The sequence below is a fragment of the Rhodosalinus sp. genome, assembly GCF_041685465.1.
GTDB lineage: Bacteria > Pseudomonadota > Alphaproteobacteria > Rhodobacterales > Rhodobacteraceae > Rhodosalinus.
This window is the reverse complement of record NZ_JAWLFS010000007.1, coordinates 1-26,199: the sequence shown is the minus strand read 5'-3', so window position 1 is coordinate 26,199 and position 26,199 is coordinate 1. Positions and strand designations below refer to the sequence as shown.

Below are 26,199 nucleotides of genomic sequence, written 5' to 3'. Positions count from 1 at the left end.
CCTATCTTCGGGTCATGAATTACGTCCTCGCGCTTTTCCTGCCGCCGCTCTCGATCCTCATCGCGGGCCGGCCCGTCGTCGCCATCGTGGTCTTCCTGATCTGGGTGCCGGCGATCCTGATTTCAGGCGGGCTCACGCATCCGATGGTCGTGCTGCTCGCCTGGGTCCTGATCTTCCAGGCGGGCGAGGAGCGCCGCGCGCGGCGCGGGCGCGACTGAGCCGGGCGGCTTGCATGGGCCGGGCGCGGCCCCTAGAGAAGCCACGCTGCGCTTGAGGGAGACGGGCATGGGATTTCGCATGGGTATCGTGGGGCTGCCGAACGTGGGCAAGTCCACGCTCTTCAACGCCCTCACCCGCACGGCCGCGGCGCAGGCGGCGAACTTTCCCTTCTGCACGATCGAGCCCAACGTGGGCGAGGTGGCGGTGCCCGACCGCCGGCTCGACACGCTGGCCGGGATCGCCGGGTCGAAGCAGACGATCCCGGCGCGGCTGACCTTCGTGGACATCGCCGGGCTGGTGCGCGGCGCCTCGAAGGGGGAGGGGCTCGGCAACCAGTTCCTTGCCAACATCCGCGAGGTGGACGCGATCGCGCATGTCCTGCGCTGCTTCGAGGACGGCGACGTGGCGCATGTCGAGGGCCGCGTCGATCCGGTGGCCGACGCCGAGACGATCGAGACCGAGCTGATGATCGCCGACATGGAGAGCATCGAGCGCCGGCTTCAGACCATCGCGCGCAAGGTGCGGGGCGGCGACAAGGAGGCCGTGACGCAGGAACGCCTCCTCAAGGCCGCCTCCGCCGCGCTCGAGGAGGGCAGGCCCGCCCGCACCGTCGAGGTCGCCGAGGACGACGAGAAGGCGTGGCGCATGCTTCAGCTCCTGACGTCGAAGCCGGTGCTCTACGTCTGCAACGTCGAGGAGGGCTCCGCCGGGACGGGCAATTCGCAGTCCGCCCGCGTCGCCGAGATGGCCGCGGCGCAGGGCGCGGGCGTCGTCGTGATCTCCGCGCGCATCGAGGAGGAACTGGCGCAGCTCGACGCCGAGGAGGCGGAGATGTTCCTCGAAGAGATGGGGCTGGAGGAGCCGGGTCTCGACCGGCTGATCCGCGCGGGCTACGACCTTCTCGGGTTGCAGACCTTCTTCACCGCGGGGCCGAAGGAGACGCGCGCCTGGACGATCCCGCGCGGGGCCCGCGCGCCGCAGGCCGCCGGCGTCATCCACGGCGATTTCGAGAAGGCCTTCATCCGCGCCGAGACCATCGCCTACGACGATTATGTCGCCCTCGGCGGCGAGGCGAAGGCGCGCGAGGCGGGCAAGCTCCGCGCCGAGGGCAAGGCCTACGTCGTGCAGGACGGCGACGTGCTCAACGTCCTGCACGGCGCCTGAGCGCCGCGGGTCAGGCCCGCAGCGTTTCCGTCGAGGAGAAGAACATCGCCTGGCTGACGGCCGAGCGCACCTGTTCCTCGGTGTAGGGCTTGGCGATCAGGAAGGCCGGTTCCGGCCGCTCCCCGGTCAGCAGCCGCTCGGGGAAGGCGGTGATGAAGATCACCGGCCGCTCGCCGAGCTGGTCGAGGATCTCGTTCGCCGCGTCGATACCCGAGGATTCGTCGGCGAGCTGGATATCGCAGAGCATGAGATCGGGCGCCTCCGTGGTGGCAAGTTCCACCGCACGGGCACGTGTCCGGGCGACCCCGGTGACCTTGTGCCCGAGATCCGCGACGACCGATTCGAGATCCATGGCGATGATCGCCTCGTCCTCCACGATCAGCACCTTGCCGGAGGTCGCCTCGCCCATTTCCCGGCGTGCGATCTCGACGAGATGCCGCGCCTCGTCCGGAGAGACGTCCATGATCTGAGCCAGCTGATCGAATCCGAAGCCCTCCACGGCGTGGAGCAGGAGCGCCTCGCGGCTGTTCGGCGTGAGCCGCGCCAGATGGCGCTGCGCCCTTCCTTCGAGCCCTTCGGGCGTTTCCGCGACCGGGGTGCCGGCGCTCGACCAGAGGCGGTGGAACACGTTGAAAAGGCCGACCTGCGGCGGGAAACGGTCGAGTACCGAATCGTCCTCGAGCAGAGCCTCGAGCGCCGCCACGGCATAGCGGTCGCCACTGGCCTGCCGCCCGGTCAGGGCACGCGCGTAACGCCGGAGGTAGGGCAGCGCCTCGCCCAGCGCGTCGGTCCGTGGCGCCGCGGAGTCTGCGTCTGTCATGGTCTCTCCCCTGAGGTCTGTCGGCACTGTCAACGCGCGCGCGTCCCTTCCGGTTCCATGCACGCGCGCGTCTGCGCGGTCGGATGCCGGGTGGGCGGGTTTCGTCGCGCGCCTGTCCGTGAGAGGCACGCCGCCACCGCAGCGACATGGAGGCCAGAATGCCAGAAATCGCCATCCGCCGCGACCATACGCGCGATCTCGCGCCGCTTGCGCGGCTGCTGGCCGACGCCGGGGACCTCGCCCGCGTCAACCCGAGCGCCAAGCATCCCTTCGACGCGGAGGAATGGCGCGAGAAATGGCTGAACGAGGTGGACGACGAGGCGTTCTACCTTGTGGACGGGCAGGGGCGCGAGGTGGGCTTCTTCGCGCTGCGCGTCGGCATCGGACCGGAGGTGCGCCATCTGGCCTATGTCTTCGTCGAGGAGGCGATGCGCGGCGGCACCGGCGCGCGGCTCGCCGACCTCGCCGAGAGCGCGGCCCGCGAGCTCGGCGCGCTGACGATCACCCTGAAGGTCGAACTCGACAACCCGGCGGCGGTGAACCTCTACCACGCCGCGGGCTACGAGGAGATCTCGCGCCGGAACGGCCTTGCCACGATGCGGCGCGACCTCGACTGATCACGCCTGCGGCGCCGCTGCGCGTCCGGCCGGACCGCGGGGATCCATTTGCCTCGCGCCCGGCCATCCCTGTCCGATCCGGCGCGCAGGGCGATCCTCCGACGCGGGCGGAGCGGGACCGCCGCGCGCTCCCGGCGGCTCAGGCTTCCGGCGCCGCGTCGAGCGTGATGGGCCGGCCATGGGGCGTGGCGCGCGCCGCGGCCTGCCAGCGCGCGGCGAGCGCGGCGACCTCCTCCGTGCCGGCGACGCCTTTCGCCTCCAGAAGCGCGATCAGCGCCTCGGACCAGACCTCCCAGTAGGCCTCCGCCCCGGCCTCCCGCACGCGCGGGCCGAAGACCCCGGTCCATTCGGACCAGGTGAAGCGCCCCGCCTCGTTCAAGGCCACGGTCAGCGCGAAGAGCTGCGCCTGCCACGGCGCGTCGAAGGGGACGTCAGGCTCGGTCAAGGTAGGGCTCCCATGCGTCGATGCTGACGGTGAGGGTCGGGTCGGCGTCTGCGCCGTAAAGCTCCGTCGCCTCGAAACGGACGGTGTAGAGCGGACAGGGCGCCTCGCCCCGTCCGTGCGCGTTGGTGTCGGGAAAGACATGCGCACCATGCACCGCCTCGATCACGCCTGTCGCGCGTCGCGCGTAGGACGGCAGGCGGGTGTGGCCGGCCGGCTGGTGGTTGCGCGTGCGCACCCGCTCGCCCACCGCGAAGGCGGGCGCCGGACCCTCCCGGTCGCTCGGCCCGCCGCGGGCGAGCGCGCCCTGCACCGCTTCGGGCGCGAGGCAGCGGTGCGCGGCGCGGCCCGGGCGATGCGCGCGCCCCTCGGCGAGCTCGTCGTCCGTCACCTCGCCCGCACGTTCGAGCAGCGCGACGAGCGCGCGGAACCAGATCCCGTAATAGCTGGCGTTGTAGTAGATCGCGGGGTGCAGGCTCTCGCGGGCATGGCGCGAGGTGTCGAGCGACCAGTGCCCGAGCGCGCCACAGGCGAGCGTCACGCCAAGCACCCGCTTCTCCCAGTCGGCGTGGAAGCGCAGGCTCTCGTCCTCCGGCACGACCGGGCCGAAGCCGTGGCGCCCGCCCACGTCCTGCGGGCCGTTCACGCCGCCTCCGGTGCGCGGGGCAGGCCGGCGCCGATCATGCTGTCGCGGGTCACGAGCGCGGCGAGCGCGGCCTCGTCCATGCCCTCGGTACCGGCGGGGCGTTCCGGCACGACGAGGTAGCGGATTTCGGCGGTGGAGTCCCAGACGCGGATGCGCGTCGTCTCGGGGAGGGTCACGCCGAACCCGGCCAGGACCGCGCGCGGCTCGCGCACGGCGCGGGCGCGGTAGTCCGGCGCCTTGTACCACGCCGGCGGCAGGCCGAGCACCGGCCACGGGTAGCAGGAGCACAGGGTGCAGACGACGAGGTTGTGCTCCTCGGGCGTGTTGAAGACGGCGACCATGTGCTCGCCCTGCCGGCCCGTGAAGCCCATGGACGCGATCGCGGCGGTCGCGTCGCGCCGGAGCCAGTCGGCGAAGGCCGGATCGGCCCAGGCGCGGGCGACGACCGCCGCGCCGTTCCGCGGGCCGACGCGGTGCTCGTAGGTGTCGATGATGGCGTCGACGGCAGCCGGGTCCACCAGCCCCTTCTCGGTGAGCACCGTCTCGAGCGCGCGGACGCGCGCGGTCATGTCGTCGAGTTCGTTGTCGTGATCGTGGTCGTGATGGTCGTGCATCGGCGCCTCCCCACGCGCGATCATGCCGCCCGGACGCGGCGAATGCAAAGCCCGTGGCTCAGCCCGCCCCCGGTGCGCGCGCCGCCCATCCGGCAAGATCGGTGAGCACCGCGTCCGAGACCGCCGCGAAGCCCGACATCAGGGCGGGCGTCGAGGTGTCCGGCACCCGCACCGCATGGGCGAAGCGGCGCGTGGCCACGATCTCGGCGTCGCGCTCGCGCACGAGGCGCGCGACGAGGGTCATCGCGACCTCGGCGCCCCCGCCCTCGGCCTCGGGCCGCGCACCGAAGTCCACGAGTTCCGAGACGAGCGCGTAGTCCCCGGACGCGCCCAGCGGGCGGCGGCCGACGAAGCTGAAGGCATCGGCGCGGATCAGCGTTCCGACCACGGCGGAGCGCACCATCTCGGGCGCTTCCGCGCTCCAGCGGGCGTCAGGCAGGTAGGCCACCTGCGTCGCATCCGTGCGGATGAGGATTCGGTCCGTGGCGATCGCCCCGGAGGCGGACGGCGTCTCGACCACGATCTGCGCCGCGCCGGGCGCGGGGGCCGCGGGCACCTCCGCAGGCGCACGGAGCTCGTGCACGTCGAGGGGCTCGGCCGCGCGATCCAGCGCGTCGAGCGCCGCACAGCCCGAGAGCGTCACGGCGGCGAGACAAGGAAGCAGAACGCGGCGCATGGCGGACCTCATCGGCTGTAGGCGGGCGCTTCGCGGCCCAGGAAGTAGCGCGCGGGGTCGCGCTCGATCTGGCGGACGAGCTGGCGCAGGTTGTCCACGAGGTCACGGCCCTCGCGGGCGAGGCGGGTATACTGCGGCAAGCCGTCGTCGGCGAACTCCTGCAGCCGCGGGCCGAGCCGCTCCGCCGCGCCCTCGATCTCGGTGAAGGCGGTATCGGCGCGTTCCGCCGTCTCGCGGATCTGGGCGGTGATCGCCGGGACGTCGTCGGTGACCGCGTCGATCGCGGTGTCGAGCCGGTCGAGCGTCCGCCGCAGGCCGGCGACGATCTCCTGCGCGTCCTCGCGCAGCACGCGGTCGGCGGTTCCGAAGGCGTCCTCGGCTGCCGCGAGTGCGGCGTCGCCGGTCTCGATCGCACCGTTCAGGCGCTCCAGCGTGGCGTTGGCGCTTTCGAAGGTGTCGGTGACGGTATCGAACGTCTCGGCGGCGTCGGCCGAGATGGCGTCGGCCCGCCCGGCGGCCGCGGAGAGATCGGCGCCGACGCTCTCGACGGTCCGCGCCGCGGTTTCGGTCGCGCTCCTGATGTCGGCGAGGATCGCCGGCAGGTCCTCCTCGGCCACCGTGACGGCGGCCCGTGCCACCTCGTCGGCGTTGGCGAGGAACGCCCGCGCCTCGGTGACGAGCGCGGTGCCGTCCTCGGCCACGAAGCTGTCGAGCCGGACCGCGGCCGCCTCCACCGCCGCGACGCTTTCCGACACGTCGACGATCACGGCGTCGGCCGCCGCGATGGTCGCCTCCGCCTCCTCGAGCCGCGCGGTGGCGACTTCGCCGGTGCGGCGGAACTCGGCGAGCATGGCGCCGGCGTCGTCGCCCACGCGCCCGACCTCGCCGCGCACCTCGGCGAGCGTGGTCTCGAGCTCGGTGACGAGCCCCGGAAGCTCCGTCTCGAGGAAGGCGTTCGCCTGATCGAGCGTGCGCCGCCCGCTTTCGAGCGTCGCGTCGCCGACGTCCAGCGTGCCCTCGGCCCGTTCGGCGAGACGGCTGACACGACGCAACGTGTCGTCCGCCGTCTCGAGCGTCGTCTGCACGGTCGTCGAGATGTCCTCGAGCCGGGCGGTGAAGGTGCCGATGTCCTCGGTCGCGTCGGACATGGTCCGCGTGACGGCCGACACGTCGTCGAGCGCCTGCGACAACCGCCCGGAGGAGTCCTCGACGTTTTCGAGGATGGTGGCGACACGCTCCTGGTTGTCGGGGCCCAGCACCTCGCCGACCTGCCGCGTGACCTCCAGCACCTCCTCGAGGATCTGCGGCGCATCGTCGCTCAGGGTCTGCAGGACGGAGCGTCCGCCCTCGATCTCGGGCACCGCCTCTTCGGAGGCGCGTTCGAGCAGCGGGTCCTCCCGCTCGCCCGAGGAGATGCTGACGTAGCTCTGCCCCGTGACGCCGAGCGACTCGACGGTGGCGACGCTGGAGGTGCGTACAGGCGTCTCGGCGTCCACCTCGACGCGCACGCGCACGCGGCCGCTCTGGTCCGTGGCGAGGGCCACCTCCACCACCTGCCCCACCGGCAGACCGCTGAACCGCACCTCGGAGGCGGACGACAGGCCCGTGACGGTCGGAAAGACGATATCGTAATAGTCGAACTGCCGGTCCAGCTCGACGCGGGCGAACCACAGCAGGAACCCGAGCAGCCCCAGAAACCCCGCGAGGGTGAAGGCGCCGATCAGCAGGTAGTTGGCCCGTGTCTCCATCCCTCGGGCTTACCCGCCACCGGAGGGCGCCGCAATCGCGCCGCGCGCCGCGCGGGCGCGCGGACCCCGGAAATACTCGCGCACCCAGGGGTGATCGACCTCCAGCATGTCGTCGAGCGTGCCGGTCGCGAGCACCCGTTTCTCGGCGAGCACCGCGATCCGGTCGCAGGTGGCATAGAGCGTGTCGAGATCGTGGGTCACCAGGAACACGGTGAGGCCGAGCGCCTGCGAGAGGCCGCGGATCAGCTCGTCGAAGGCGGCCGCGCCGATCGGGTCGAGGCCCGCCGTCGGCTCGTCGAGAAAGACGATCTCCGGATCCAGCGCGAGGGCACGGGCCAGGCCGGCGCGCTTGCGCATGCCGCCCGAAAGCTCGGACGGGTACTTGTCGCCCGCGTTCCACGGCAGCCCGGCGAGCGCGATCTTGAGCCGCGCGAGGCCCTCCCGCGTGTCCGCGTCGAGCCGCGGAAAATTCGTGAGCGGCGTCTCCACGTTCTCGCGGACGGTGAGCGAGGAGAAGAGCGCCCCGTCCTGGAACATCACGCCGATGCGTTCGGCGAGCGCGTCGAGCTCGGCCTCGCCCGCCTCCTGCATGTCGGTGCCGAGCATCCGCACCTCGCCCGAGGTCGGCGTGATGAGCCCGATGATCGACCGCAGGAGCACCGATTTTCCGGTCCCCGAGCCGCCCACCACGCCGAGAATCTCGCCACGGTACACGTCAAGGTCGAGCGCGTCATGCACGACATGGGTGCCGAACTGGTTGCGCAGGCCGCGCACCTTTATGATCGGCTCCGCCACGGTCAGACTCCGATCTGCTGGAAAAAGATGGAAAACAGCGCATCGGCGAGGATCACCGCGAAGATCGCCGCCACCACCGCGGCCGAGGTCATGCGGCCGAGCGATTCGGCCGTGGAGCCCACCTCGAGCCCGGCGCGGCAGCCGATGACGCCGATCAGCACCGCGAAGACCGGCGCCTTCACCATCCCGACGATCGCGTGGTCAAGGTCCGTCCCCTCCGAGAGGCGCGTCATGAACATCGCCGGCGAGATGCCGAGCTCGATCCACGACATCAGCGCCCCGCCGAAAAGGCCGGCGAGATTGGCCAGAAGCCCGAGGATCGGCAGCATCAGCACGAGCGCGAGCACCCGCGGCACGATCAGCGCGTGACCCGGGTCGATCCCGAGCGTGCGCATCGCGTCGATCTCCTCGCGCATCTTCATGGAGCCGATCGCGGCCGTGAAGGCGGAGGCGGTGCGCCCGGCCACGATGATCGCGGTGAGCAGGATGCCGAGCTCGCGGAGGATGGAAATCGCGATCAGGTCGACCACGAAGACCTCCGCCCCGAACTGCCGGAGCTGCGCCGACCCCTGGAAGGCGAGCACCACGCCGATCAGGAAGGCCATGAGCGTGACGATGGGCACCGCCTGCAGCCCCACCGCCTGGCAGTGATGCGCCAGCGCGGTGAACCGGAACTCCCGCGGGCGCACGACGGCGCCGGCCAGCCGCGCGACGAAGAGCCCGAGAAGGCCGAGGAAGCCCAGGAAGCCGTGCCATCCGCCCGCCACTCTCTCGCCGAGGCGCTCGACGGGGACGCGCAGGCCGCGGGGCGGTGCGGGCTGCGCCTCGGGCTCGGGCCAGGCCGCGCGCACGGTCTCGAGGATCGCGGCCACGTCGCCCGTCGCGCCGGCGATCTCGGCCCGTGTGCCGGCCGCCGCCAGCCGGTCGCGCGCGGTCAGCAGCGCCCATGCGACGCCCGTGTCGATCCGCCGGGCGTCCGAAAGATCGAAGGTGACCGGGCCGTCGATCTCCGCGAGGCAAGCCTGCAGATCGGGCAGATCGCCGAGGCCGAGCACGCCCGTCACGATGGCGCGGATCTCCGCGCCGTCTTCGGCGAGCCTGACCCCGCCCCCCTCGCGCGCGTCGTTTCCCTCCATCCGGGCCACCCTCTCGTCCTCGCGGCCCGCGCCGCTCGTCGGGCCCTTGCGGGCCCTCCTCGCGAAGAGCGCCCGCCAGGGCGCGATGAGCCGCGCTGGCTTGGAAATGTTTCATGACACGAAGCCCGGCGGGAGGGAACGGGCGCGCGGTCAGTCGCCCAGCATCTCCGCGACCCAGACCGGGACCAGCGTGCTCGCCGGGCCCTGCCGCGCCTCGTCGAAGAGCGCGCTGCCCCGCGAGGCCTCGAGGTTGAGTTCCAGCGTGCGTATCCCCTGCGCCGCCGCCTCCTCGACGAAGCCGGCCGCCGGATAGACCTCGCCCGAGGTGCCGATCGAGACGAAGAGATCCGCCTGCGACAGCGCGGCGAGGATCGCCTCCATTCGGTAGGGCATCTCGCCGAACCAGACCACGTCGGGCCGCGTGGCCGGCGCGCCGCAGGCGGGGCAGGGATCGGCCGGCGCCATCCGCACGGGCGCGGGCCAGCGGTGCTCGCAGACGGCGCAGAGCGCCCCGTCGAGCCGGCCGTGCATGTGGATCACGTTCCGCGCACCCGCCGCCTCGTGCAGCGAATCGACGTTCTGCGTGACGATCGTCACCCCGCCGTCGAGCGCCGCCTCGAGCCGCGCGAGCGCTTCGTGCGCCGGGTTCGGGACGGCCGCCGCCGCCTGCGCGCGGCGCGCGTTGTAGAATTCCATCACCTTGGCCGGATCGCGGCGCCAGCCCTCGGGCGTCGCCACCTCTTCCAGCGGGTAGCGCGTCCAGAGGCCGCCTGCATCGCGGAAAGTGCCGAGCCCGGAGTCGGCGCTGATGCCCGCGCCGGTCAGGATCAGCACGCGCAAGGACCTCAGCCCTCCTCGTAGAGCTGGCGCGCGATCAGCCAGCTCACCGGGATGCCGACGAGGAAGCCTGCGAGCCCGGCGATGACGATCGGCCAGAGCGTGCCGTAACCGGCCACGAGGACGGCGATGACCGCGCTTCCGGCAAGCGTGGTGCCGATGAAGATGTGCAGCACGAGGGCGAGTTTGACCATGACGCTCTCTCTCGGGATTTTCCGCGCCGACCCTTGCATCCCCCCGCGTCGCGGGCCTTGATCCAAATCAGGGCGGCCCCGGGGCGCCGGCGTCACGACTGAAGGTCGCCGGACACGGGACCGGACCGGCCGGCGCGAGCGTTCCCGTACCGCGACCGGGTCCGCCCGGAGGGACCGTGCCCGGCAAGCGGAATGAGGAGCTTCCATGCATATACAGGTCAACACCGACAATCACATCCAGGGCGACGAACGGCTGCAGGAGGTCATCGAGGACGCCGTCAGGAACGCTCTCGGCCCGCTGGAGAAGCGGCTCTCGGCCGTCGAGGTGCACGTCAAGGACATGAACGCCGACAAGGGCGGCGTCGATATCCGCGCCACGGTGGAGGCCCGGCCCGAAGGCCTGCGCCCCTTCGGCGCGCAGCACGACGACACGACGGTGGAGGCCGCCGTGAAGGGCGCGGCGCGGAAGATGCGCCACCGCCTCGATCACGAGTTCGGGCGGCTTTCCGACAAGCGCTGACCGATCCGCGGCGCCGCCGCGCCCGTATCCCCGGCAAAGGAGGCGCCGCCCATGCAGATCGTCACGCTCTATCTCGTCACCGCGCTCGTGTTCCTGATCCTCGACGCGGTGATGCTCAACCTCGTGCTCAAGCCGCTCTTCGAGGCGCGGATCGGACCGATCATGGCCGAGAACATGCGGCTCGGGGCGGCCGCGGCCTTCTACCTCGCCTATGTCGCGGCGCTTCTCTACCTCGTGTCGGTGCCGGCGCTGCGTGCCGGCGACCCGGTGCAGGCGCTCGTGGGCGGCGCGGTCCTCGGCTTCGCCGCCTACGGCACCTACGAGTTCACGAGCTACGCGATCCTGCGCGACTGGCACTGGAGCATGGTGGCCACCGACGTCACCTGGGGCACGGGACTCACCGCGGTGACCGCATGGGCCGGGGTGGCGGTGCTGCGCGCCTTCGGGTGAGGCGGAGGGTCAGGTGCCGTCGTGACGCCACGCGCCAGCCTGGCCGCACCTCTGCCCCCTTCCGCGCCGGCCGGGATCGGGACCGCCGTCCCGCAGGATCCGTCGCCGCCCCGTCCGCCCGTCCGGGCACGCGCGACCCGGACCCGAAGCGCCGGCCAGGGGGCTGCCGGGGCACGCTGATCGCCCGCGGCGAGCCACGCCGCGCGGCCCCGCGACGGTCGGCGTGGCGGACGCCCGCCACGACCGACCCCCGCCCTTGGCATCGCCCGGCCGCGCGCGTATAGCCGCGCCCTGACCGAACAGGAGCCGGGCCATGCAGGGCAGCGCCAATCTCAACATCATGATCAAGGCCGCGCGCCGCGCGGGACGCTCCCTCGTCAAGGATTTCCGCGAGGTCGAGAACCTGCAGGTCTCCTCCAAGGGCGCCGGCGATTTCGTCAGCCGCGCCGACCTCGCCGCCGAGCGCCTCCTGAAGGAGGACCTTCTCGGCGCGCGGCCCAACTACGGCTGGCTGGCCGAGGAGGAGGGCGAGATCCCCGGCGCCGACCCGACCCGGCGCTGGATCGTGGACCCGCTCGACGGCACGACCAACTTCCTGCACGGGCTGCCGCACTGGGCGGTTTCCATCGCGCTCGAGCACAAGGGCCAGATCGTCGCGGGCGTGGTCTTCGACCCGGCCAAGGACGAGATGTTCTACGCCGAAAAGGGACAGGGCTGCTGGCTGAACGACCAGCGCCGGATGCGCGTCTCGGGACGCGACCGCATGACCGACGCGATCTTCGCCACGGGCGTGCCCTTCGGCGCCAAGCGCACACTGCCGGCGACGCTGCAGGACCTCGCGCGGCTGATGCCCGAATGTGCCGGCGTCCGCCGCTGGGGCGCGGCCTCGCTCGATCTCGCCTATGTCGCCGCGGGCCGCTACGACGGCTACTGGGAACGCGAGCTGCAGATCTGGGATCTCGCCGCCGGCGCGCTCCTCGTGACCGAGGCGGGCGGCCTCGCTGGCCCCGTCCGCGACGGGGCCGAGCCCCTCAGGCACGGCGAGATGATCGCCGCCAACGGCGCGCTTTTCGACCGTCTCGCCGAAACCATACGCGGCGCTTGACGGGCGCCGCGGCGTCGTCCTGCGACGGCGATGGCAGCAAGGACATCGCTCGCCCCATCATCTTGGCCCAAGTACTCCGGGGGTGAATTGGCCGTCAGGCCAAGAGGGGGCAGCGCCCCCTCGCGCCGTCACCGACGGCGGTGCCCGGCGCGCGGCACGCGTGTGGGCCGCCAGCGATAGGTCGCTTCGGGATGGGGCGGCTCGCCATGCGTGCGTCGCCAGTAGCCGGGGCCGCCGCGGCGGAGCCAGACCGGCAGCGTCAGCACGAGCCCGGCGAAAAAGCCTCCCGAATGCGCCCAGTAGGCGACGCCGCCGGCGTCGGCATCCGCGCCCACGCCGCCGAAGAGCTGGAGCGCGAACCAGACGCCCAGCATGAGCCACGCCGGCACCGGCAGCACCTTGAAGAAGATGACGAAGATGATGAGCACGTCCACCCGCGCCCGCGGGAACATCAGCAGATAGCCCCCCATCACCCCCGCGATCGCGCCCGAGGCACCGACCATCGGCACCCCGGACGACGGCGCGGCGAATGCCTGCGCCAGCGCCGCGCCCACGCCTGCGGCGAGGTAGAAGGCGAGAAAGGGCCAGTGGCCCATCTCGTCCTCCATGTTGTCGCCGAAGATGAACAGGAACAGCATGTTGCCCGCAAGGTGCAGCAGGCCGCCATGCAGGAACATCGAGGTCACGAGGGTATGCGCCGCCTCCCCGTCCATGAGCCGCGCCGGCGTCATGGCCCAGTCGCGGAAGAAGAGCGCGAGCGTGCGCTCGTCGCCGAGAAGCCCCGCGTAGGACAGGAAGATCCCGATGTTCGCGGCCATCAGGACGTATGTCACCACGGGCGTGCGCCCGGACGGATTGTGATCGCGGATCGGGAACATGCGGCGAAGCTGTTCCGCGGGCCGGGTGAGGTCAAGCGAAAGCCGCATGCCGCGACGGGTGGCGCGGACCGGGGCTGGCGTTCGGCATGCGGTGCCCCGCGCGGCGGGCGGGCCATCTGACGTGGCTCGTGCGGCGGCTGGGCCGTCGCGAAAGACCGGAAACCCGTGATCGTTTCGGCCGGGGGCCGTGACCGGCGCGACGCGAGGGCGTCTCCAAGGGGCGCCCCGCATGACGTCGCGGGAGCGGCGACGCAGGACAACCGGGCCGTCATCCCCTCAAGGTGCGATGGCCCCGCCTCACGTGGCGGCGTGGCGGGGGCAACCGCCCGGAGGCGGAAACCGGCGTCCCCGTCGGAGTGGCGCGACGCGGGTCCGGAGATCGGACGCGGCGGCCGCGGCCCGTGTCAGCGGGCGGCGGCCATCGTCCTGCGGAAGCGCATCAGCGCGAGGCCGAGGAACACGCCGCCGATCGCCGCCACGGCGAGCAGCTCCCGCCAGACCAGCGCGAGGCCGGCGTCGCGATAGAGCACGGCCTGCGCGAAGCTGGTGAAATGCGTGGCGGGCGAGAGCTGCATCAGGGCGCGCAGCGGCTCCGGCATCGCCTCCAGCGGCGTCACCCCGCCCGAGAGCAGGTAGAGCACCACGAAGACCGGGATCGCCAGAAGACCGAACTGCGGCATCGTCCGCGCCCAGGTTGCCAGCAGGATTCCGAGCGACGTCACCGCGAAGAGATAGACGCCGGCGCCCGCGGCGAAGACCGGGATGGAGCCGGCCACGGGTATCCCCATCAGCCCCTCCACGACCAGGAGGAGCGACAGGACCGCCGCGCCCACGACGACGAGGCCGTTGGCCCAGATCTTCGCCAGCATGAGTTCGAGCGTGGTCACCGGCATCACCATCAGATGCTCGATCGTGCCCTGCTCGCGTTCGCGGATCACCGCCGCGCCCGAGAGCACTACCGACAGGATGGTGACGTTGCCGGTCACCTGCATGACCGCGAAGAACCATTGCGATTGCAGGTTGGGGTTGAAGCGGGCCCGCGGGACGAGCGTGGCGGCCTGCCCCGCCGCGGCCGCCTCCGTGCCGAGGGCGTCGGCCACCTCTTCCTGCACGATGGTGCGGATGTAGGCGGTGCCGTTCCCGGCCAGCGTCATCGCCGTCGCATCCACCGCGAGCAGGAGCGTCGGGCGCCGCCCGGCCAGCAGGTCCGCCTCGAAGCCGGCGGGCACCTGCAGCACGAAGCTGTAGGCGCCGCGGTCCATCGCCGGGGCCATCTCGTCCAGGGCGATGAGCTCGGGCTCCTGGAACTCCGGCGGCAGAAAGGCGTCGCGCAGGCGCTCGGACAGGGTGGAGCGATCCTGATCGACGACGGCGATCGCGGCGTTGCGCACCTCCGTCTGCACGCCGGTGGCCACGGTGAAGACGGCGCCCGTGAAGGTGTAGACGACGAGCACCATGAGCACCGGGTCACGGAAGAGGCTCCAGAGTTCCTTCAGCCCGAGGCGGAAGATGTTGCGCAGGCCCCGCATCCCCTCACGCCTCCTGCTTGCGCAGGAGCGCCGCGGCCAGCGCCCAGAACAGCACGCAGAACCCGGCGAGCATCAGGTGATCGCGGTAGAGATCGGCAAGGCCCAGCCCCTTGTTGAAGACGCCGGTGCTGATCCGCTGGAAATAGAGCGCGGGAAAGGCCTGCCCGATGGCGCGGGTCAGCCCGTCGAGCGTGGCGACCGGGTAGAGCATGCCCGAGAAGTTGACCGTCGGGATGATGACGATGATCGCGCTGCCGAAGATGGCAGCGATCTGCGAGCGCACGAAGGTCGAGATCACCAGCCCGAAGGCCGTCGCCGCGGTGGTGTAGATGAGCGCACCGAGGGTCAGCGCGGCGACGCTGCCCTTGAGGCGGAGGCCGAAGACGGTCAGCAGCATGCCCACGAGGATCATGAAGCTGACCATCGCGACCGCGATATAGGGCGCCTGCTTGCCCATCAGGAATTCCAGCCGTCGCAGGGGGGCGGCATGGAAGTTGGCGATGGAGCCGATCTCCTTCTCGCGCACCACGCCGAGCGCGGTCATCATCGTCGGGATCATGATGAGCATCATCATCATCACGCCGGGCGGGATCGCGCGCGCCGAATCGAAACTCTGGTTGTAGAGGAAGCGCGGCTCGATCGCGACGGGGCGCGGGTCGGGGCGGCGGCCGGTCTCGCGGAGGGCCGCCTCCGCGAGGAAGTCGCGGAACACCGCCTCGGCGTAGCGGCGGGTCGTCTCGGCCCGCACGGTGTTCGCGCCGTCGAGCCAGAGCGCCACCTCGGGGCGCTCGCCCGCCAGAAGGTCGCGCCCGAAATCCGGCGGCACCACGAGCGCCATGCCGATGCCGCCCGCGCGCAGCCGATCGTCCATCTCGTCCGCGGAGCCCAGCGCGGGCCCCTCGCTGAAATAGCGCGAGCCGGAGAATTGCCGCGTGAGCGTGCGGCTTTCGGGGCTCCGGTCGCGGTCGAGCACGGCATAGGAGAGGTTGTCCACGTCGAAGGAGATGCCGAAGCCGACCGCGATCATGAGGATCATCGGCCCGACGAGCGCGAAGGCCAGCCGCACCCGGTCTCGCAGCAACTCGAGACCCTCGCGGCGCGCCACGGCCCAGGTCCGCGCGGGGGAAAAGACCCGGCGCCGCGCCTGCGGGGCGGCGCGGTCGCGATCCGGCACAGGGTCCTCGGACGGCGTCTCGGGCTCGGCCGCCTCGCGCAGGTGATCGACGAAAGCCGCCTCCAGCGTCTCGGCGCCGCGGGCCTCGCGCAGCTCGTCCGGGGCACCCACCGCCAGCACCTCGCCCGCGTGCATGAGCGAGATGCGGTCGCAGCGCTCCGCCTCGGTCATGAAATGGGTGGAGATGAAGATCGTCACCCCCTCGTCGCGCGACAGCTCGGCGAGCAGCGCCCAGAACCGGTCGCGCGCCACCGGATCGACACCGCTCGTGGGCTCGTCGAGGATCAGCATCTCGGGGCGGTGCAGCACCGCGACGGCCAGCTGCAGCCGCTGGCGCACGCCCACCGGCAGCGCGGGCGGGCGCGCGTCGGCCACGTCGCCGAGGTCGAACCGGTCCAGCAGTTCGGTCACCCGCTCGCGCCGGCGCGCGCGGGAGACCTGGAAGAGCTGGGCGTGCAGCACGAGGTTCTGCCGCACCGAGAGCTCGGCGTAGAGCGAGAAGGACTGCGACATGTAGCCGACCCGCCGCCGCATGGAAAGATCGCCGCTGTCCACCGGCCGGCCGAAGAGCTTCGCGGTGCCCTCGCTCGGCTCGAGCAGGCCGGTGAGCATCTTCATCGTCGTGGTCTTGCCGCAGCCGTTCGAGCCGATGAAACCGAAGATTTCGCCCTGCCGGATGCGGAAGCTGACATGATCGACGGCGGTGAAATCGCCGAACCGCTTTGTCAGGCCCTCGGCCTCGATCGCGATCTCGCCCTCCCCGTCCCGCGAAGGTGGGCGCCGCACCGGACCGTGCGCCTCGCGCGCGTCCTCCGGCAGGAAGGCGATGAAGGCCTCCTCCAGCGTGTCGGCGCCGGCCTCCTCGCGCAGGTCGTCCGGTGTGCCCTCGGCCAGCACCCGGCCCGCGTCGAGCGCCACCAGACGGTCGAAACGCTCGGCCTCGGACATGTAGGCGGTGGCGACGATCACGCCCATCTCCGGCCGGCGGCGCCGGATGCGCGCGATCAGCTCCCAGAACTGCTGGCGCGAGAGCGGATCGACGCCGGTGGTCGGCTCGTCGAGGATCAGGAGGTCGGGGTCGTGGATCAGCGCGCAGCAGAGCCCGAGCTTCTGCTTCATGCCGCCCGAGAGCTTCTCCGCCGGACGGTCGGCGAAGGGCGCGAGCCCGGTCCCCGCGAGAAGCTCCTCGATGCGCTCGGCCCGCTCCGTGGCGCCCTGCCCGAAGAGGCGGCCGAAGAAATCGACGTTCTCGCGGACCGACAGCGTCGGATAGAGGTTCCGGCCCAATCCCTGCGGCATGTAGGCGATCCGCGGCTGCCTGGCGGCGCGCTGGGCGGGATCGGCCATGTCGCCGCCCAGCACCTCCACCTTGCCCTCCTGCATGCGCCGCACCCCGGCGATCAGCCCGAGCAGGGTGGACTTGCCGACCCCGTCCGGCCCGATCAGGCCGAGCATGGCGCCCTCCGCAAGGGTCACCTCCACCCCGTCGAGCGCCATCGCGCCGCGATAGCGGTGCGAGATCCCGCTCAGGCGGACGACCGGGCGCTCATCCGCCATCCGGCAGACGCACGGCCAGCCGCTCGGGCCACTCCGTCTCCTCGTCGATGCGGATATGGGCGACACCGGGCACGCCGGTCTTCACGATATCGCGGTAGTCTTCGAGGATGTCGGACGGCACGCGCACCTCGACGCGGAACATCAGCGTCTCGCGCTCGTCCTCCGTCTCGACGTATTTCGGGGTGAACTGCGCATCGCCGGCGACGAAGCTGACGCGGGCCGGGATCACGTAGTCGGGCGCGGCGTCGAGCACCAGCCGCGCCTCGCCCCCGTAGGCGAGCTGCCCGGCCTGCGGCGTCGGCAGGTAGACGGTCATCCGCACGTCGGTCATGTCGAGCAGGGTGAGCACGCGCGCGCCGGACCCGAGAATCTCGCCCGGCTCGGCGAGGCGGTACTGCACACGGCCCGCCCGCGGCGCCGTCAGCACGTAGTCGTCGAGCTCCGCGCGCAGCCGCTCGACGGTCGCCTCGGCCGCCTCCACCTGCGCCTCGGCCGCATCGATGCCGGCCTCGGCCGAAGCGACCGCCGCGCGGGCGGACTCCATCTGCGAGCGGCGCCGGTCCACGGTTTCCTCGGAGGCGACCTCGCGCTCCTCGAGCGTGACGGCACGGTCCAGCTCCTTCCGGGCGAAGACAAGGTCGCTCTCGCGCTCCTCGAGCACGGCGCGGCGCTCCGCGAGCCTCTGGCGTGCCGAGGTCACGCCGGCCTCGGCCTCGTGCAGGCGGGCGCGGAGCTCGGTGTCGTCCATGCGGGCAAGGACCTGGTCCTTCTCGACCCGGTCGCCTTCCTCGACGTCGATCTCGGCGAGCCGGCCGCCGTATTTCGTGGCGATGTCCACCCGCTCGGCCTCGATCCGGCCGTTCGCCGTCGCGATACCCGCCGGCAGATCGTCCCGGTCGTACCAGTAGACGTACCACCCCGCCGCGGCACCGACGGCGACGATCCCGCCGACGATGGCAGCGATGATCCGGAGTCTGGTCACGCGACAAAGTCTCCCTTCCCGGGCAGCACCCACGGGTAAGCACTTTGCGGACGCGAAAGGTTCCCGCCTGTCTTCCGGGCGGCGCGGGGGCCTGCGTCAGGTCCCGGTCGCGTTGCATCGGCGCCGCGACGCGCCCTGCCTGACCGCGCGCGCGGTCAGGGCTTGCCCCTCACGCCGCGAGACCGGGCCGATCGGGCGCGAGGACCGCCGGATTTACGCCGGCGTCGGCGAAACCGTCCGGCTGCGCCCGCCCCGCCACCAGCGCCGCGGCGAGCTGCCCGAGCGCCGGTGCCGTCTGGATGCCGTAGCCACCCTGACCGGCGAGCCAGAAGAAGCCCTCGGCGTCGGGCGCGTAGCCCGCCACAGGCTCGCCGTCGGCGACGAAGCTGCGCAGTCCCGCCCACTTGTGCGCGATCCGCCGCACCGAAAGGTCGAGCGCCCGCTCGACCCGGTCCACGGCAATGGCGACGTCCATCTCTTCGGGCTGCGCGTCGCAGGGCGCGCTCGGCGTGGCATCGGCCGGCGAGATCAGCAGCTTGCCGGCGTCCGGCTTGACGTAGAACGCCTCCTCCGCGTCCACGACCATCGGCCAGCCGTCGTCGGCCGGCCCCGCGGGCGGGTCGATCAGCGCCGCGGTGCGCCGCTTCGGGGTCAGCCCGACGGGCCGGACGCCCGCCATCCGCGCGATCTCGTCGGCCCAGGCGCCGGCGGCGTTGACGAGGACCGGCGCCTCGACCGTGCCGGCCCGCGTCTCGACGCGCCAGACGCCGCCCGCGCGAGTGACCGCGCCGACCTCGGCGTCCGTCAGAACCGCGCCGCCCGCGGCCTTGAGCGCGCGCAGATACCGCTGATGCAGCGCGTCCACGTCGATGTCGCTCGCCGCGCCGTCCCAGAGCGCGGCGGCCGCGTAGCCCGCGCGCAGGAGCGGCAGCCGCGCCCGCGCCTCGGCCACGTCGATCGGCGCGAGCGCGCCCGCCATCTCGGTCTCCAGCGCGGCGAGCGCCGCGCCCTGGTCCTCGCGCGCGAGGAAGAGCACCCCGCGCGGCCGCAATAGCGGTGCGCCCGAGGGGCCCGCCCAGCCGTGGAAGGAGGGACCGGAAGCGCGCGACAGCGCCCGCACCCCGGCGGGGCCGTAGGTGCAGGTGTAAAGCGCCGCCGAGCGCCCCGTGGTGTGATAGCCGGGCCGCGCCTCCCGTTCTAGCAACACGACTTCCGCTGTCCCGGCCAGTTCGGCGGCGACCGAGGCCCCCGCGATTCCGCCGCCGATCACCGCGATATCTGCCGTCCGTGTCATGCCCTGTCTCCTTCGCCCGTCGCGGTCTCCATACCGCGGGGACATGGCGAGGGAAATGCGCGCCACGCCGCCCGGCGGCGCACTGCGTCCTGTCCCCCCGAGCGCGCGCAGGCGCGCGAAGACGGCCCGCCATTGTGCCTTCGGACATGGGAAGCGCCCCGCGCGCCGGACCACCGGCGCGGCGAGACCGCCCCCCGCAGCCGTCCCCCGGCGGTGCCGCGCCCGCGCGAGGAGGGCCCGACCGGGCGCGATGAGCGGAGCCACTCGACCGCGGCCCGCCCGCGCCCTAGCTTGCGCGTCATGCTGATCGTCGCCCCCAACACCGTACTCAATCCCGCCGCGCTCGAGACGCGGCAGGTGCCGAAGAAGATCTTCGGCCGCATCGCCGTCCTGCCGCGGCGCGCGGGGCCGGCGACCTGGGCGCGGATCACGCTCGACGTACAGATCCTGCGCTATCTCGTGGCGCTCGCGCCCTTCGTCCTCGCCATGCTGATCTGGCCGCGCCTCGCCTTCCCGATCGCGCAGGCGCCGATCCTGATGGTGCTGCTCGTCGGACTGGTCGAGATGCGCGTCCTGCGTCCGACGAAGGCGGGCCGCGCGCGCCTGATCGACGCGGACGCCGCGGCGCGCGGCCTCGACACGCTGCGCTTCCGGGCGCGCGCGGCGCTCACCCGGATCGCCGCGCGCAAGGGGATCGAACAGGACCGCCTGCACCTCGTCGTCGAACAGTCCGAGCTCGCGCGCGTGCCGCCGCTGACGGTCGTCTCGGTGCAGCTCGACGGGCCGGACCCGCAGCTCCTGCCGCTCGACGCCGAGGAGCGGGCGATCCTCGAGGACGGGCTCTTCGACGACGCCCTCACCGAGCGTGATCTCCTGCGCATCAACCTGCGGGAGGAGACCTTCCTGCGCGACGTGAGCCTCGAGGCGCGGGCCGTCTCCGCCCATGCGCGCCTCGCCGCGATGATGGATGCCGCCCGCGCGGAGCCCGCGGAATGAGCGTCAATGCCCGCCATCTCTCCGCAGGAGAGGCCGCCGAGGTGCTCGAGGCCGGCTGGCGCGCGCAGCGCGACGAGGGCCTGACGGTGAGCTGGATGCTCCACGGCCGGCCCGGCGTGGGCAAGACGCAGATCGTGCAGGAGCTCGCCGGGCGGATGGGCGCGCGTCTCTTCGACCTGCGCCTGACCACGATCGAGCCGCAGGACCTGCGCGGCCTGCCCTACTACGACCACGCCGCGCGGCGCACCGTCTGGTACCGTCCCGAGGATCTGCCCGACGACCCGGACACCCCCTCGGTCCTCTTCCTCGACGAGCTGACGGCGGCGCCCCCGCACCTGCAGCCCACGGTCTACGGCCTCCTGCAGGAGCGGCGCGTGGGCCGCCACCGCCTGCCCGACTCGGTCCTGATCGTCGCCGCCGGCAACACGGTGGAGGACGGGGCGGTGGCCTACGACATGGGCACCGCCCTCTCCGACCGGCTGATCCATCTCGCCGTGCGGGCGAGCGCCGAGGACTGGCTGACCAACTACGCGCCCCGCCGCGGCATCGACCCGGCGGTGACCGCCTTCCTGCGCGGGCGGCCCGACCTTCTCGACACGACGGAGCGCAGCCTGCGCGACGGCACGCTCGTCGCCTGCACGCCGCGCAGCTGGGAGCGGGTGAGCGACATCCTGCGCGCCGTGCCCGACCGGCGCCTGCGCCAGGCGATGATCGCCGGCACCGTGGGCGAGGCCGCGGCGGCCGAATTCGCCCTCGTCGCCGACGAGGTGGCCGCGCAGGTGCGCGTGGACGAGATCCTCGCCGCGACCCCGCGCGCGCGACGGGCCCTCTATCCCGAGACGCTGCACGGGCTGAACGCGCTGGTCTACGGGCTCGTCGGCGCGGCGGACGCGGACAACATGGCGACGGTGATCGAGGTCATGGCCGGCATCCGGGAGCTCGACGGCGAGACGCGCCTCAGGGGTCTGCCGCTCGCCGAGCTCACCGCCTTCGGCTTCGAGATGCTGATCCGCAAGGCCCTGGAGGATGGCACGCAGGAGGCTTTCCTGCGCTCGCCCGTCTACGCCGCCTACGCCGAGGAACGCCGGGCGGCGGGCCTCGCATGAGCGTGCATTCCGACCGCGCGGCGCCCGCGCTCGCCCACCTCGGCGAGGCGGACCCGGCGCTCGCCGCGCTCGCGCTCTGGATCGCGCACCGGGACGGCGAGCCGATGCGCTCCGACGGAACGACGATCCACTACGACGCGGCCTTCGCGCTGCGCCCGCGGCCCGAGCAGGTGGGCCTCGCGGGCCACCACATCCTGCACGTGGCCTTCCGCCACCCGGCGCGCATGGCGGCGATGGCCGAGCGGGAGGGCACGCGCTTCGACGCGCGGCGCTTCAACCTCGCCGCCGACGCGCTGGTGAACGAGGCGCTGATCGCCGCCGAGCACGCGCTGCCGCGCCCGGCCGTGCGCCTCCGCGATCTGCTGGCGATGCTCGACGCGGAGGAGGACCGCCCCGAGGCCGCGCTCGCCGCCTGGGACGTGGAGCGTCTCTACATCGCACTCGGGGCGCAGGAGGCGCGCTCGGGCGGCAGCGAGACGGAGGATTACGCGCGTCGCATGGGCCTCGCCCCGGATCTGGCACCGGACCCCGACGCCGGCGCCGAGGACCCGAAAGCCGCCGACTGGCAGGGCCATCTCGCCCGCGCGCTGGAAGCCGGGCGGCAGGCCGGACGCGGCATCGGCCGCCTCGCGCAGGCGCTCGGCGACCTGCCCGCGCCCCGCGTGCCCTGGGAGCGCCAGCTTCGCGGCCTCGTCGCGCGTGCGCTCGACCACCGCCCGCAACCCTCGCCGACGCGCCCCGCGCGCCGCTGGATCGCCCGCGAGGCGGAGGCCCGCGCCGCGGGGACGCCCACGCCCGGCTTCGAGCCCGCCGTCGCCCGCGAGGGCGCGCGCCCGCGCCTCGCCGTCGGCCTCGACACCTCCGGCTCGGTGGAGGACGCGACCCTCGCCCGTTTCGCCGCCGAGATCGCCGGCCTCGCCCGCCGCTCCGGGGCCGAGACGCACCTCCTCACCTTCGACGAGACGGTGCACGAGACGCGCCTCCTGCCGCCCGCGGGCGTCGAAACGGCCCTCCGCACCCGCCCCCTCCCCCGTGGCGGGGGCACGAGCTTCGAGGACGTCCTCGCCGAAGCCGAGCGCCTGCGCCCGGCGATTGCCGTCATACTCACCGACCTCGGCGGCATCTTCCCGCCGCGCCCCGCGATCCCGGTGCTCTGGGCGATCCCCCGCGCCCCCCGCACCACGCCGCCCTTCGGCCGGGTTCTGGAGATGGAGGGCTGACGCCGCGCCGCCAGCAGCAGGTAAGGGGGCGCTGCCCCCTCTTGGCCTGCGGCCAATTCACCCCCGGAGTATTTCTGCCAAGATGATGGGACAAGTCACACTGCGGCCTTCCTTCAAGGACACCTCCCTGGGGGCGGGGCAGGCCTGCCGCATGCCGCGACCTGCCAGGGCACCATCATCTTGGCAGAAATACTCCGGGGAGCGCGAGGGGCAGCGCCCCTCGCCCGAGAAGATGACTGGCGGCCGTCAGGCCGCGCCGCCGGGCCGGCCGAGGTGCTTGCGCAGGCGCGAGGGCTGGGGCTTCTTCCGGCCCTTGTAGGGGTTCTTCTCCGACCGCGACCGCAGCCAGAGGCGGATCGGCGTGCCGGGCATGTCGAAATCGGCGCGCAGGCCGTTGACGAGGTAGCGGGTGTAGGCCTCCGGGAGCTTGTCGGGGTGCGAGCACATGACGACGAAGCCGGGTGGACGCGTCTTGGCCTGCGTCATGTAGCGCAGCCGGATGCGGTGGCCGCCGGGCGCCGGCGGCGGGTGGGCGGCGACCATGTCGGCGAGCCAGCGGTTGAGCTGCGCGGTGGGCACGCGGCGGTTCCAGACGTCCTGCGCCGTCTCGATGGCCGCGCGCAGCCGGTCGAGCCCCTGACCCGTGCGCGCCGACAGCGTGACCAGCGGCACGCCGCGCAGCTGCGGCAGCAGCCGCTCGAGGCCCTCGCGGAGCGCCTTCAGCTTGGCCTGTTTCTCGGGTTCGGCGTCCCACTTGTTGACGGCGACGACGACGGCGCGGCCCTCGCGCTCGGCGAGATCGGCGATGCGCAGGTCCTGCGTCTCGAAGGGGGTGGCCGCGTCGAGGAGCACGACGACCACCTCCGCGAAGCGCACGGCGCGGAGCGCGTCGGCGACCGAGAGCTTCTCGAGCTTGCCCGTCACCCGCGACTTCCTGCGCATGCCGGCGGTGTCGAAGATGCGCACCGGCAGCCCGTCCCACTCGGTCGCGATCGAGATCGCGTCGCGCGTGATGCCGGCCTCCGGCCCGGTGAGCAGCCGTTCCTCTCCGAGGATGCGATTGACGAGGGTGGACTTGCCGGCATTGGGCCGCCCCACCACGGCGATCTGCAGGGGACGCGCGGCGGTCGGCACGCGCGGACCCTGCGGGCTTTCGCCCGCTTCGTCCACGTCGACATCCGTCTCGGGCGCCTCCGCTGCGGCGGCCTCGGTGTCCTCCTTCGCCGCGATGAGCGGCCCCAGCACGGCGGCGAGATCGGCCAGCCCCTCGCCGTGCTCGGCCGAGAGGGCGACCGGCTCGCCGAGGCCGAGGCCCCAGGCCTCCGCGATGCCGGCCGCGCCCGCCTGTCCCTCGGCCTTGTTGGCGGCGAGGATCACGGTGCCGGCGCGCCGGCGCAGGATGTCGGCGAAGACCTCGTCGGTCGCCGTCACGCCAGCGCGCGCGTCGATCACGAAGAGGCAGGCATCGGCCTCTTCCACCGCGCGTTCGGTCAGCCGGCGCATCCGGCCCGGCAGGCTGTCGTCGCTGGCGTCCTCCAGCCCGGCGGTGTCGAGCGCGGTGAAGCGCAGGGGCCCGAGGCGCCCTTCGCCCTCACGCAGGTCGCGGGTCACGCCGGGCTGATCGTCGACGAGCGCCAGGCGCCGCCCGACAAGGCGGTTGAACAGGGTGGACTTGCCCACGTTGGGGCGCCCCACGATGGCGAGGCGGAAACTCATCGGCCGCAGGCTCCTTCAGCGCAGGCCGCGGGCTTAACGCATCCGCGGCTCAGCGGAAAGCGTGCAATCGCCCGTCGCCCGTGACGACGTAGAGCGTCTCGCCGGCGACGACCGGGGCGGCGGTGGCGCCGCCGGGCAGGTCGAGGGTCTGCAGCAGGGCGCCGTCTTCCGGGTCGAAGGCCCGGATCAGCCCGTCGCCTCCGGCAACGATCAGCCGGCCGCCGGCGAGCACGGGACCATGCTGCGCGTGGATCGCGGCGCGGCGGCGCGGGCGCTCCTCGGTGTAGCGCGGCAGTTGGACCGCCCAGACGCGGCGGCCGTCGCGCGCGTCGAGGCGCAGCAGCTCGTTGCGGTCGTTCACCACGAAGAGTGCGCCGCCGGCGGGCCAGATCGCGTCGACGGCACCGTCTTCGGCGGTCCAGAGCCGCTCGCCTGTCTCGAGATCCAGCGCCGCAAGGCGCCCGGCCGCATTGGCAGCATAAAGGCGACCGTCGGCGATCAGCGGGCCGCCGGTGATATCGTCGACGAGACCGATCGCCGTGCCCTCGCGGCGGCCGGAGACGAAGGCGCTCCAGCGCGGCAGGCCGCCCTCGGGGAAGACGGTCTGAATCTCGCCGTTGCCGAAGGCGAAGGCGACACGCCCGTCGGCGACGGCGGGGGCCGGCCCGCCGGACACGTTGCGCACGTCGCCCACGCCCTCGTTGCGCCAGCGCACGCGCCCGTCCTCGGCCTCGATCGCCCAGGCGGTGGTGTCGCCGGCGACGAGATAGACGAGCCCGTCGCGATAGAGCGGGTCGCCCGTGCCGGTGGCGTCGAGCTTCTGATCCCAGCGCACCGTGCCCGTCTCGGGCTCGATGGCGAGCAGCCTGCCGTAGCCGGAGGTCGCGTAGAGACCCCCGCCGCCATGGGCGAGACCGCCGCCCATGGCTTCGCCGGGGCGGTCGCGCGCGGGAACGAGGCTCAGCGACCAGAGCGGCTCGCCCTCGGTGCTCGTGGCCCTGAGGACCGAGGCCGCGTCGATCGTGAAGACACGGCCGTCGGCGACGACCGGGTCGGTCGCGATACGGGCGCGGCGGCTGTCGCCCTCGCCGATGTCGGCGCTCCAGGCGGGATCGAGGGGATGCGCGATCGCGGGATGCGCGGCGCGATAGGCGGGGCTGCCCGGGCCGTGGGTCCAGCCCGCGTTGACCCGCGGGGCGGGAAGCGACAGCGGCGCCGGGGTTCCGCGCGGGGCCTCCGCGGCGGGTGCGGCGGCCGGGCCGTCGAAGACGGCGCGGAGGTCCAGCCGCTCCCCGGGCAGGATGCGCTCCCGCTCCGAGCAGGCGGCGAGCATCGCCAGCGCACCGAGCAGAAGCCCCGCGCGGCGGCCTCGCCGTCTCGCGGCCGTCGTGTCTGCGCCCGTCATCCCCAGCGCTCCCTCCTCGCGTCTCATCCGTCGGAGCGCGACCGCGGCTCCGCCCCGAGCGCGACCATCATCTGCTCGGTGCGGCGGCGCAGGCCCGGCGTCGCCGAGGCGTCGGCGCGGATCGTCTCCAGCCGCTCGAGCGCCGCGTCCCGCTCTCCGGCGGCGATCTCGCTCAGCGCGATCTGCTCTTCCGCGAGAAGACGCAGCGGCCCGCCCGCGGCGGCAATGGCGGCGAACCCCTGTCGCCGCTCGTCCTCGGAGAGCGAGTCGTCCCGGTGCAGAAGCGCCTTGAACGCTGCCATGCGGCCGTAGATCGGGGCGAGGTCCGACCCGCCGATCCCGTCGAGCGTCGTGGCGGC

At 72.8% G+C, this 26,199-nt stretch carries 26 protein-coding genes and 1 pseudogene; 9 read left to right on the top strand and 18 right to left on the bottom strand.

Annotated elements, in window-relative coordinates:
* Nucleotides 1–14 precede the first annotated feature (14 nt).
* Together ACESL7_RS01110 and ychF are read left to right on the top strand one after the other, a co-directional pair.
* Complete coding sequence (locus ACESL7_RS01110; protein ID WP_372890573.1) at nucleotides 15–218, top strand: hypothetical protein; 204 nt, start codon at nucleotides 15–17, stop codon at nucleotides 216–218.
* Between the two features lie 67 nt (nucleotides 219–285).
* Nucleotides 286–1,383, top strand: a complete 1,098-nt coding sequence (gene ychF, locus ACESL7_RS01105) for a redox-regulated ATPase YchF (RefSeq protein ID WP_372890569.1) — start codon at nucleotides 286–288, stop codon at nucleotides 1,381–1,383.
* A gap of 10 nt (nucleotides 1,384–1,393) precedes the next feature.
* On the opposite strand, the gene ACESL7_RS01100 is transcribed toward ychF, so the two are convergent.
* On the bottom strand, nucleotides 1,394–2,203 hold the full coding sequence (locus tag ACESL7_RS01100; protein ID WP_372890567.1) for a response regulator: 810 nt from the start codon (nucleotides 2,201–2,203) through the stop codon (nucleotides 1,394–1,396).
* Nucleotides 2,204–2,361: 158 nt separating this feature from the next.
* Here ACESL7_RS01100 and ACESL7_RS01095 point away from each other — a divergent pair, with 158 nt between their 5' ends.
* Nucleotides 2,362–2,820 carry a GNAT family N-acetyltransferase gene (locus ACESL7_RS01095; RefSeq protein ID WP_372890566.1) on the top strand — a complete coding sequence of 153 codons (459 nt, stop codon included), beginning with the start codon at nucleotides 2,362–2,364 and terminating at the stop codon, nucleotides 2,818–2,820.
* A gap of 139 nt (nucleotides 2,821–2,959) precedes the next feature.
* On the opposite strand, the gene ACESL7_RS01090 is transcribed toward ACESL7_RS01095, so the two are convergent.
* From ACESL7_RS01090 to ACESL7_RS01050, 9 genes are all read right to left on the bottom strand, one after another.
* Nucleotides 2,960–3,265, bottom strand: coding sequence for a nitrile hydratase accessory protein (locus ACESL7_RS01090; protein WP_372890564.1), 306 nt, complete (start codon nucleotides 3,263–3,265; stop codon nucleotides 2,960–2,962).
* On the bottom strand, nucleotides 3,252–3,908 hold the full coding sequence (gene nthB, locus ACESL7_RS01085) for a nitrile hydratase subunit beta (protein ID WP_372890562.1): 657 nt from the start codon (nucleotides 3,906–3,908) through the stop codon (nucleotides 3,252–3,254). The genes ACESL7_RS01090 and nthB overlap by 14 nt, the downstream gene beginning before the upstream one ends.
* Entirely contained in the window at nucleotides 3,905–4,522 is a 618-nt protein-coding gene (nthA, locus tag ACESL7_RS01080; RefSeq protein WP_372890560.1) for a nitrile hydratase subunit alpha, read from the bottom strand. Before nthA ends, nthB begins: the two co-directional genes overlap by 4 nt.
* Nucleotides 4,523–4,580: 58 nt before the next feature.
* Complete coding sequence (locus tag ACESL7_RS01075) at nucleotides 4,581–5,198, bottom strand: ABC-type transport auxiliary lipoprotein family protein (RefSeq protein ID WP_372890558.1); 618 nt, start codon at nucleotides 5,196–5,198, stop codon at nucleotides 4,581–4,583.
* 8 nt (nucleotides 5,199–5,206) lie between these two features.
* Nucleotides 5,207–6,946, bottom strand: a complete 1,740-nt coding sequence (locus tag ACESL7_RS01070; protein ID WP_372890556.1) for an MlaD family protein — start codon at nucleotides 6,944–6,946, stop codon at nucleotides 5,207–5,209.
* A 9-nt stretch (nucleotides 6,947–6,955) separates the two neighbouring features.
* Entirely contained in the window at nucleotides 6,956–7,741 is a 786-nt protein-coding gene (locus ACESL7_RS01065) for an ABC transporter ATP-binding protein (protein ID WP_372890554.1), read from the bottom strand.
* A 2-nt stretch (nucleotides 7,742–7,743) separates the two neighbouring features.
* Entirely contained in the window at nucleotides 7,744–8,877 is a 1,134-nt protein-coding gene (locus ACESL7_RS01060; protein WP_372890552.1) for an ABC transporter permease, read from the bottom strand.
* Nucleotides 8,878–9,027: 150 nt separating this feature from the next.
* Complete coding sequence (locus ACESL7_RS01055; protein ID WP_372890551.1) at nucleotides 9,028–9,717, bottom strand: NAD-dependent deacylase; 690 nt, start codon at nucleotides 9,715–9,717, stop codon at nucleotides 9,028–9,030.
* A 5-nt stretch (nucleotides 9,718–9,722) separates the two neighbouring features.
* A complete protein-coding gene (locus ACESL7_RS01050) occupies nucleotides 9,723–9,908 on the bottom strand; it encodes a CTP synthetase (protein WP_372890549.1) in 186 nt (61 codons plus the stop codon).
* A gap of 205 nt (nucleotides 9,909–10,113) precedes the next feature.
* Here ACESL7_RS01050 and ACESL7_RS01045 point away from each other — a divergent pair, with 205 nt between their 5' ends.
* The 3 genes from ACESL7_RS01045 to ACESL7_RS01035 all read left to right on the top strand — a co-directional run bounded on the left by ACESL7_RS01045 (nucleotide 10,114) and on the right by ACESL7_RS01035 (nucleotide 11,983).
* Nucleotides 10,114–10,428 (top strand): HPF/RaiA family ribosome-associated protein, encoded by a 315-nt coding sequence (locus ACESL7_RS01045; RefSeq protein WP_372890547.1) that lies wholly within the window; start codon nucleotides 10,114–10,116, stop codon nucleotides 10,426–10,428.
* A 51-nt stretch (nucleotides 10,429–10,479) separates the two neighbouring features.
* On the top strand, nucleotides 10,480–10,878 hold the full coding sequence (locus tag ACESL7_RS01040; protein ID WP_372890545.1) for a DUF2177 family protein: 399 nt from the start codon (nucleotides 10,480–10,482) through the stop codon (nucleotides 10,876–10,878).
* A 313-nt stretch (nucleotides 10,879–11,191) separates the two neighbouring features.
* Nucleotides 11,192–11,983, top strand: coding sequence for an inositol monophosphatase family protein (locus ACESL7_RS01035; protein ID WP_372890543.1), 792 nt, complete (start codon nucleotides 11,192–11,194; stop codon nucleotides 11,981–11,983).
* Between the two features lie 128 nt (nucleotides 11,984–12,111).
* On the opposite strand, the gene ACESL7_RS01030 is transcribed toward ACESL7_RS01035, so the two are convergent.
* The 5 genes from ACESL7_RS01030 to ACESL7_RS01010 form a co-directional block, all read right to left on the bottom strand.
* Nucleotides 12,112–12,861 carry a rhomboid family intramembrane serine protease gene (locus tag ACESL7_RS01030; RefSeq protein WP_372890571.1) on the bottom strand — a complete coding sequence of 250 codons (750 nt, stop codon included), beginning with the start codon at nucleotides 12,859–12,861 and terminating at the stop codon, nucleotides 12,112–12,114.
* A gap of 404 nt (nucleotides 12,862–13,265) precedes the next feature.
* Nucleotides 13,266–14,390 carry an ABC transporter permease gene (locus ACESL7_RS01025; RefSeq protein ID WP_372890541.1) on the bottom strand — a complete coding sequence of 375 codons (1,125 nt, stop codon included), beginning with the start codon at nucleotides 14,388–14,390 and terminating at the stop codon, nucleotides 13,266–13,268.
* Between the two features lie 4 nt (nucleotides 14,391–14,394).
* Entirely contained in the window at nucleotides 14,395–17,121 is a 2,727-nt protein-coding gene (rbbA, locus tag ACESL7_RS01020; protein ID WP_372890539.1) for a ribosome-associated ATPase/putative transporter RbbA, read from the bottom strand.
* Complete coding sequence (locus tag ACESL7_RS01015; protein WP_372890537.1) at nucleotides 17,111–18,103, bottom strand: HlyD family secretion protein; 993 nt, start codon at nucleotides 18,101–18,103, stop codon at nucleotides 17,111–17,113. Before ACESL7_RS01015 ends, rbbA begins: the two co-directional genes overlap by 11 nt.
* 169 nt (nucleotides 18,104–18,272) lie before the next feature.
* Nucleotides 18,273–19,397 carry an NAD(P)/FAD-dependent oxidoreductase gene (locus tag ACESL7_RS01010; RefSeq protein ID WP_372890535.1) on the bottom strand — a complete coding sequence of 375 codons (1,125 nt, stop codon included), beginning with the start codon at nucleotides 19,395–19,397 and terminating at the stop codon, nucleotides 18,273–18,275.
* Between the two features lie 300 nt (nucleotides 19,398–19,697).
* Between ACESL7_RS01010 and ACESL7_RS01005 the strand changes: the two genes are divergently transcribed.
* The 3 genes from ACESL7_RS01005 to ACESL7_RS00995 are packed head-to-tail and all read left to right on the top strand — an operon-like array spanning nucleotide 19,698 to nucleotide 22,719.
* Entirely contained in the window at nucleotides 19,698–20,393 is a 696-nt protein-coding gene (locus ACESL7_RS01005) for a hypothetical protein (RefSeq protein ID WP_372890534.1), read from the top strand.
* Nucleotides 20,390–21,499, top strand: coding sequence for an AAA family ATPase (locus ACESL7_RS01000; protein WP_372890532.1), 1,110 nt, complete (start codon nucleotides 20,390–20,392; stop codon nucleotides 21,497–21,499). Before ACESL7_RS01005 ends, ACESL7_RS01000 begins: the two co-directional genes overlap by 4 nt.
* Entirely contained in the window at nucleotides 21,496–22,719 is a 1,224-nt protein-coding gene (locus ACESL7_RS00995) for a vWA domain-containing protein (RefSeq protein WP_372890530.1), read from the top strand. Before ACESL7_RS01000 ends, ACESL7_RS00995 begins: the two co-directional genes overlap by 4 nt.
* Before the next feature lie 246 nt (nucleotides 22,720–22,965).
* On the opposite strand, the gene der is transcribed toward ACESL7_RS00995, so the two are convergent.
* From der to ACESL7_RS00980, 3 genes and pseudogenes are all read right to left on the bottom strand, one after another.
* Nucleotides 22,966–24,435: a ribosome biogenesis GTPase Der gene (der, locus tag ACESL7_RS00990; RefSeq protein WP_372890528.1), complete on the bottom strand. Its 1,470-nt coding sequence runs from the start codon at nucleotides 24,433–24,435 to the stop codon at nucleotides 22,966–22,968.
* A 49-nt stretch (nucleotides 24,436–24,484) separates the two neighbouring features.
* Nucleotides 24,485–25,840 carry a PQQ-like beta-propeller repeat protein gene (locus ACESL7_RS00985; RefSeq protein WP_372890526.1) on the bottom strand — a complete coding sequence of 452 codons (1,356 nt, stop codon included), beginning with the start codon at nucleotides 25,838–25,840 and terminating at the stop codon, nucleotides 24,485–24,487.
* Between the two features lie 23 nt (nucleotides 25,841–25,863).
* A pseudogene (locus tag ACESL7_RS00980) lies at nucleotides 25,864–26,199 on the bottom strand (hypothetical protein); the annotation flags it as partial.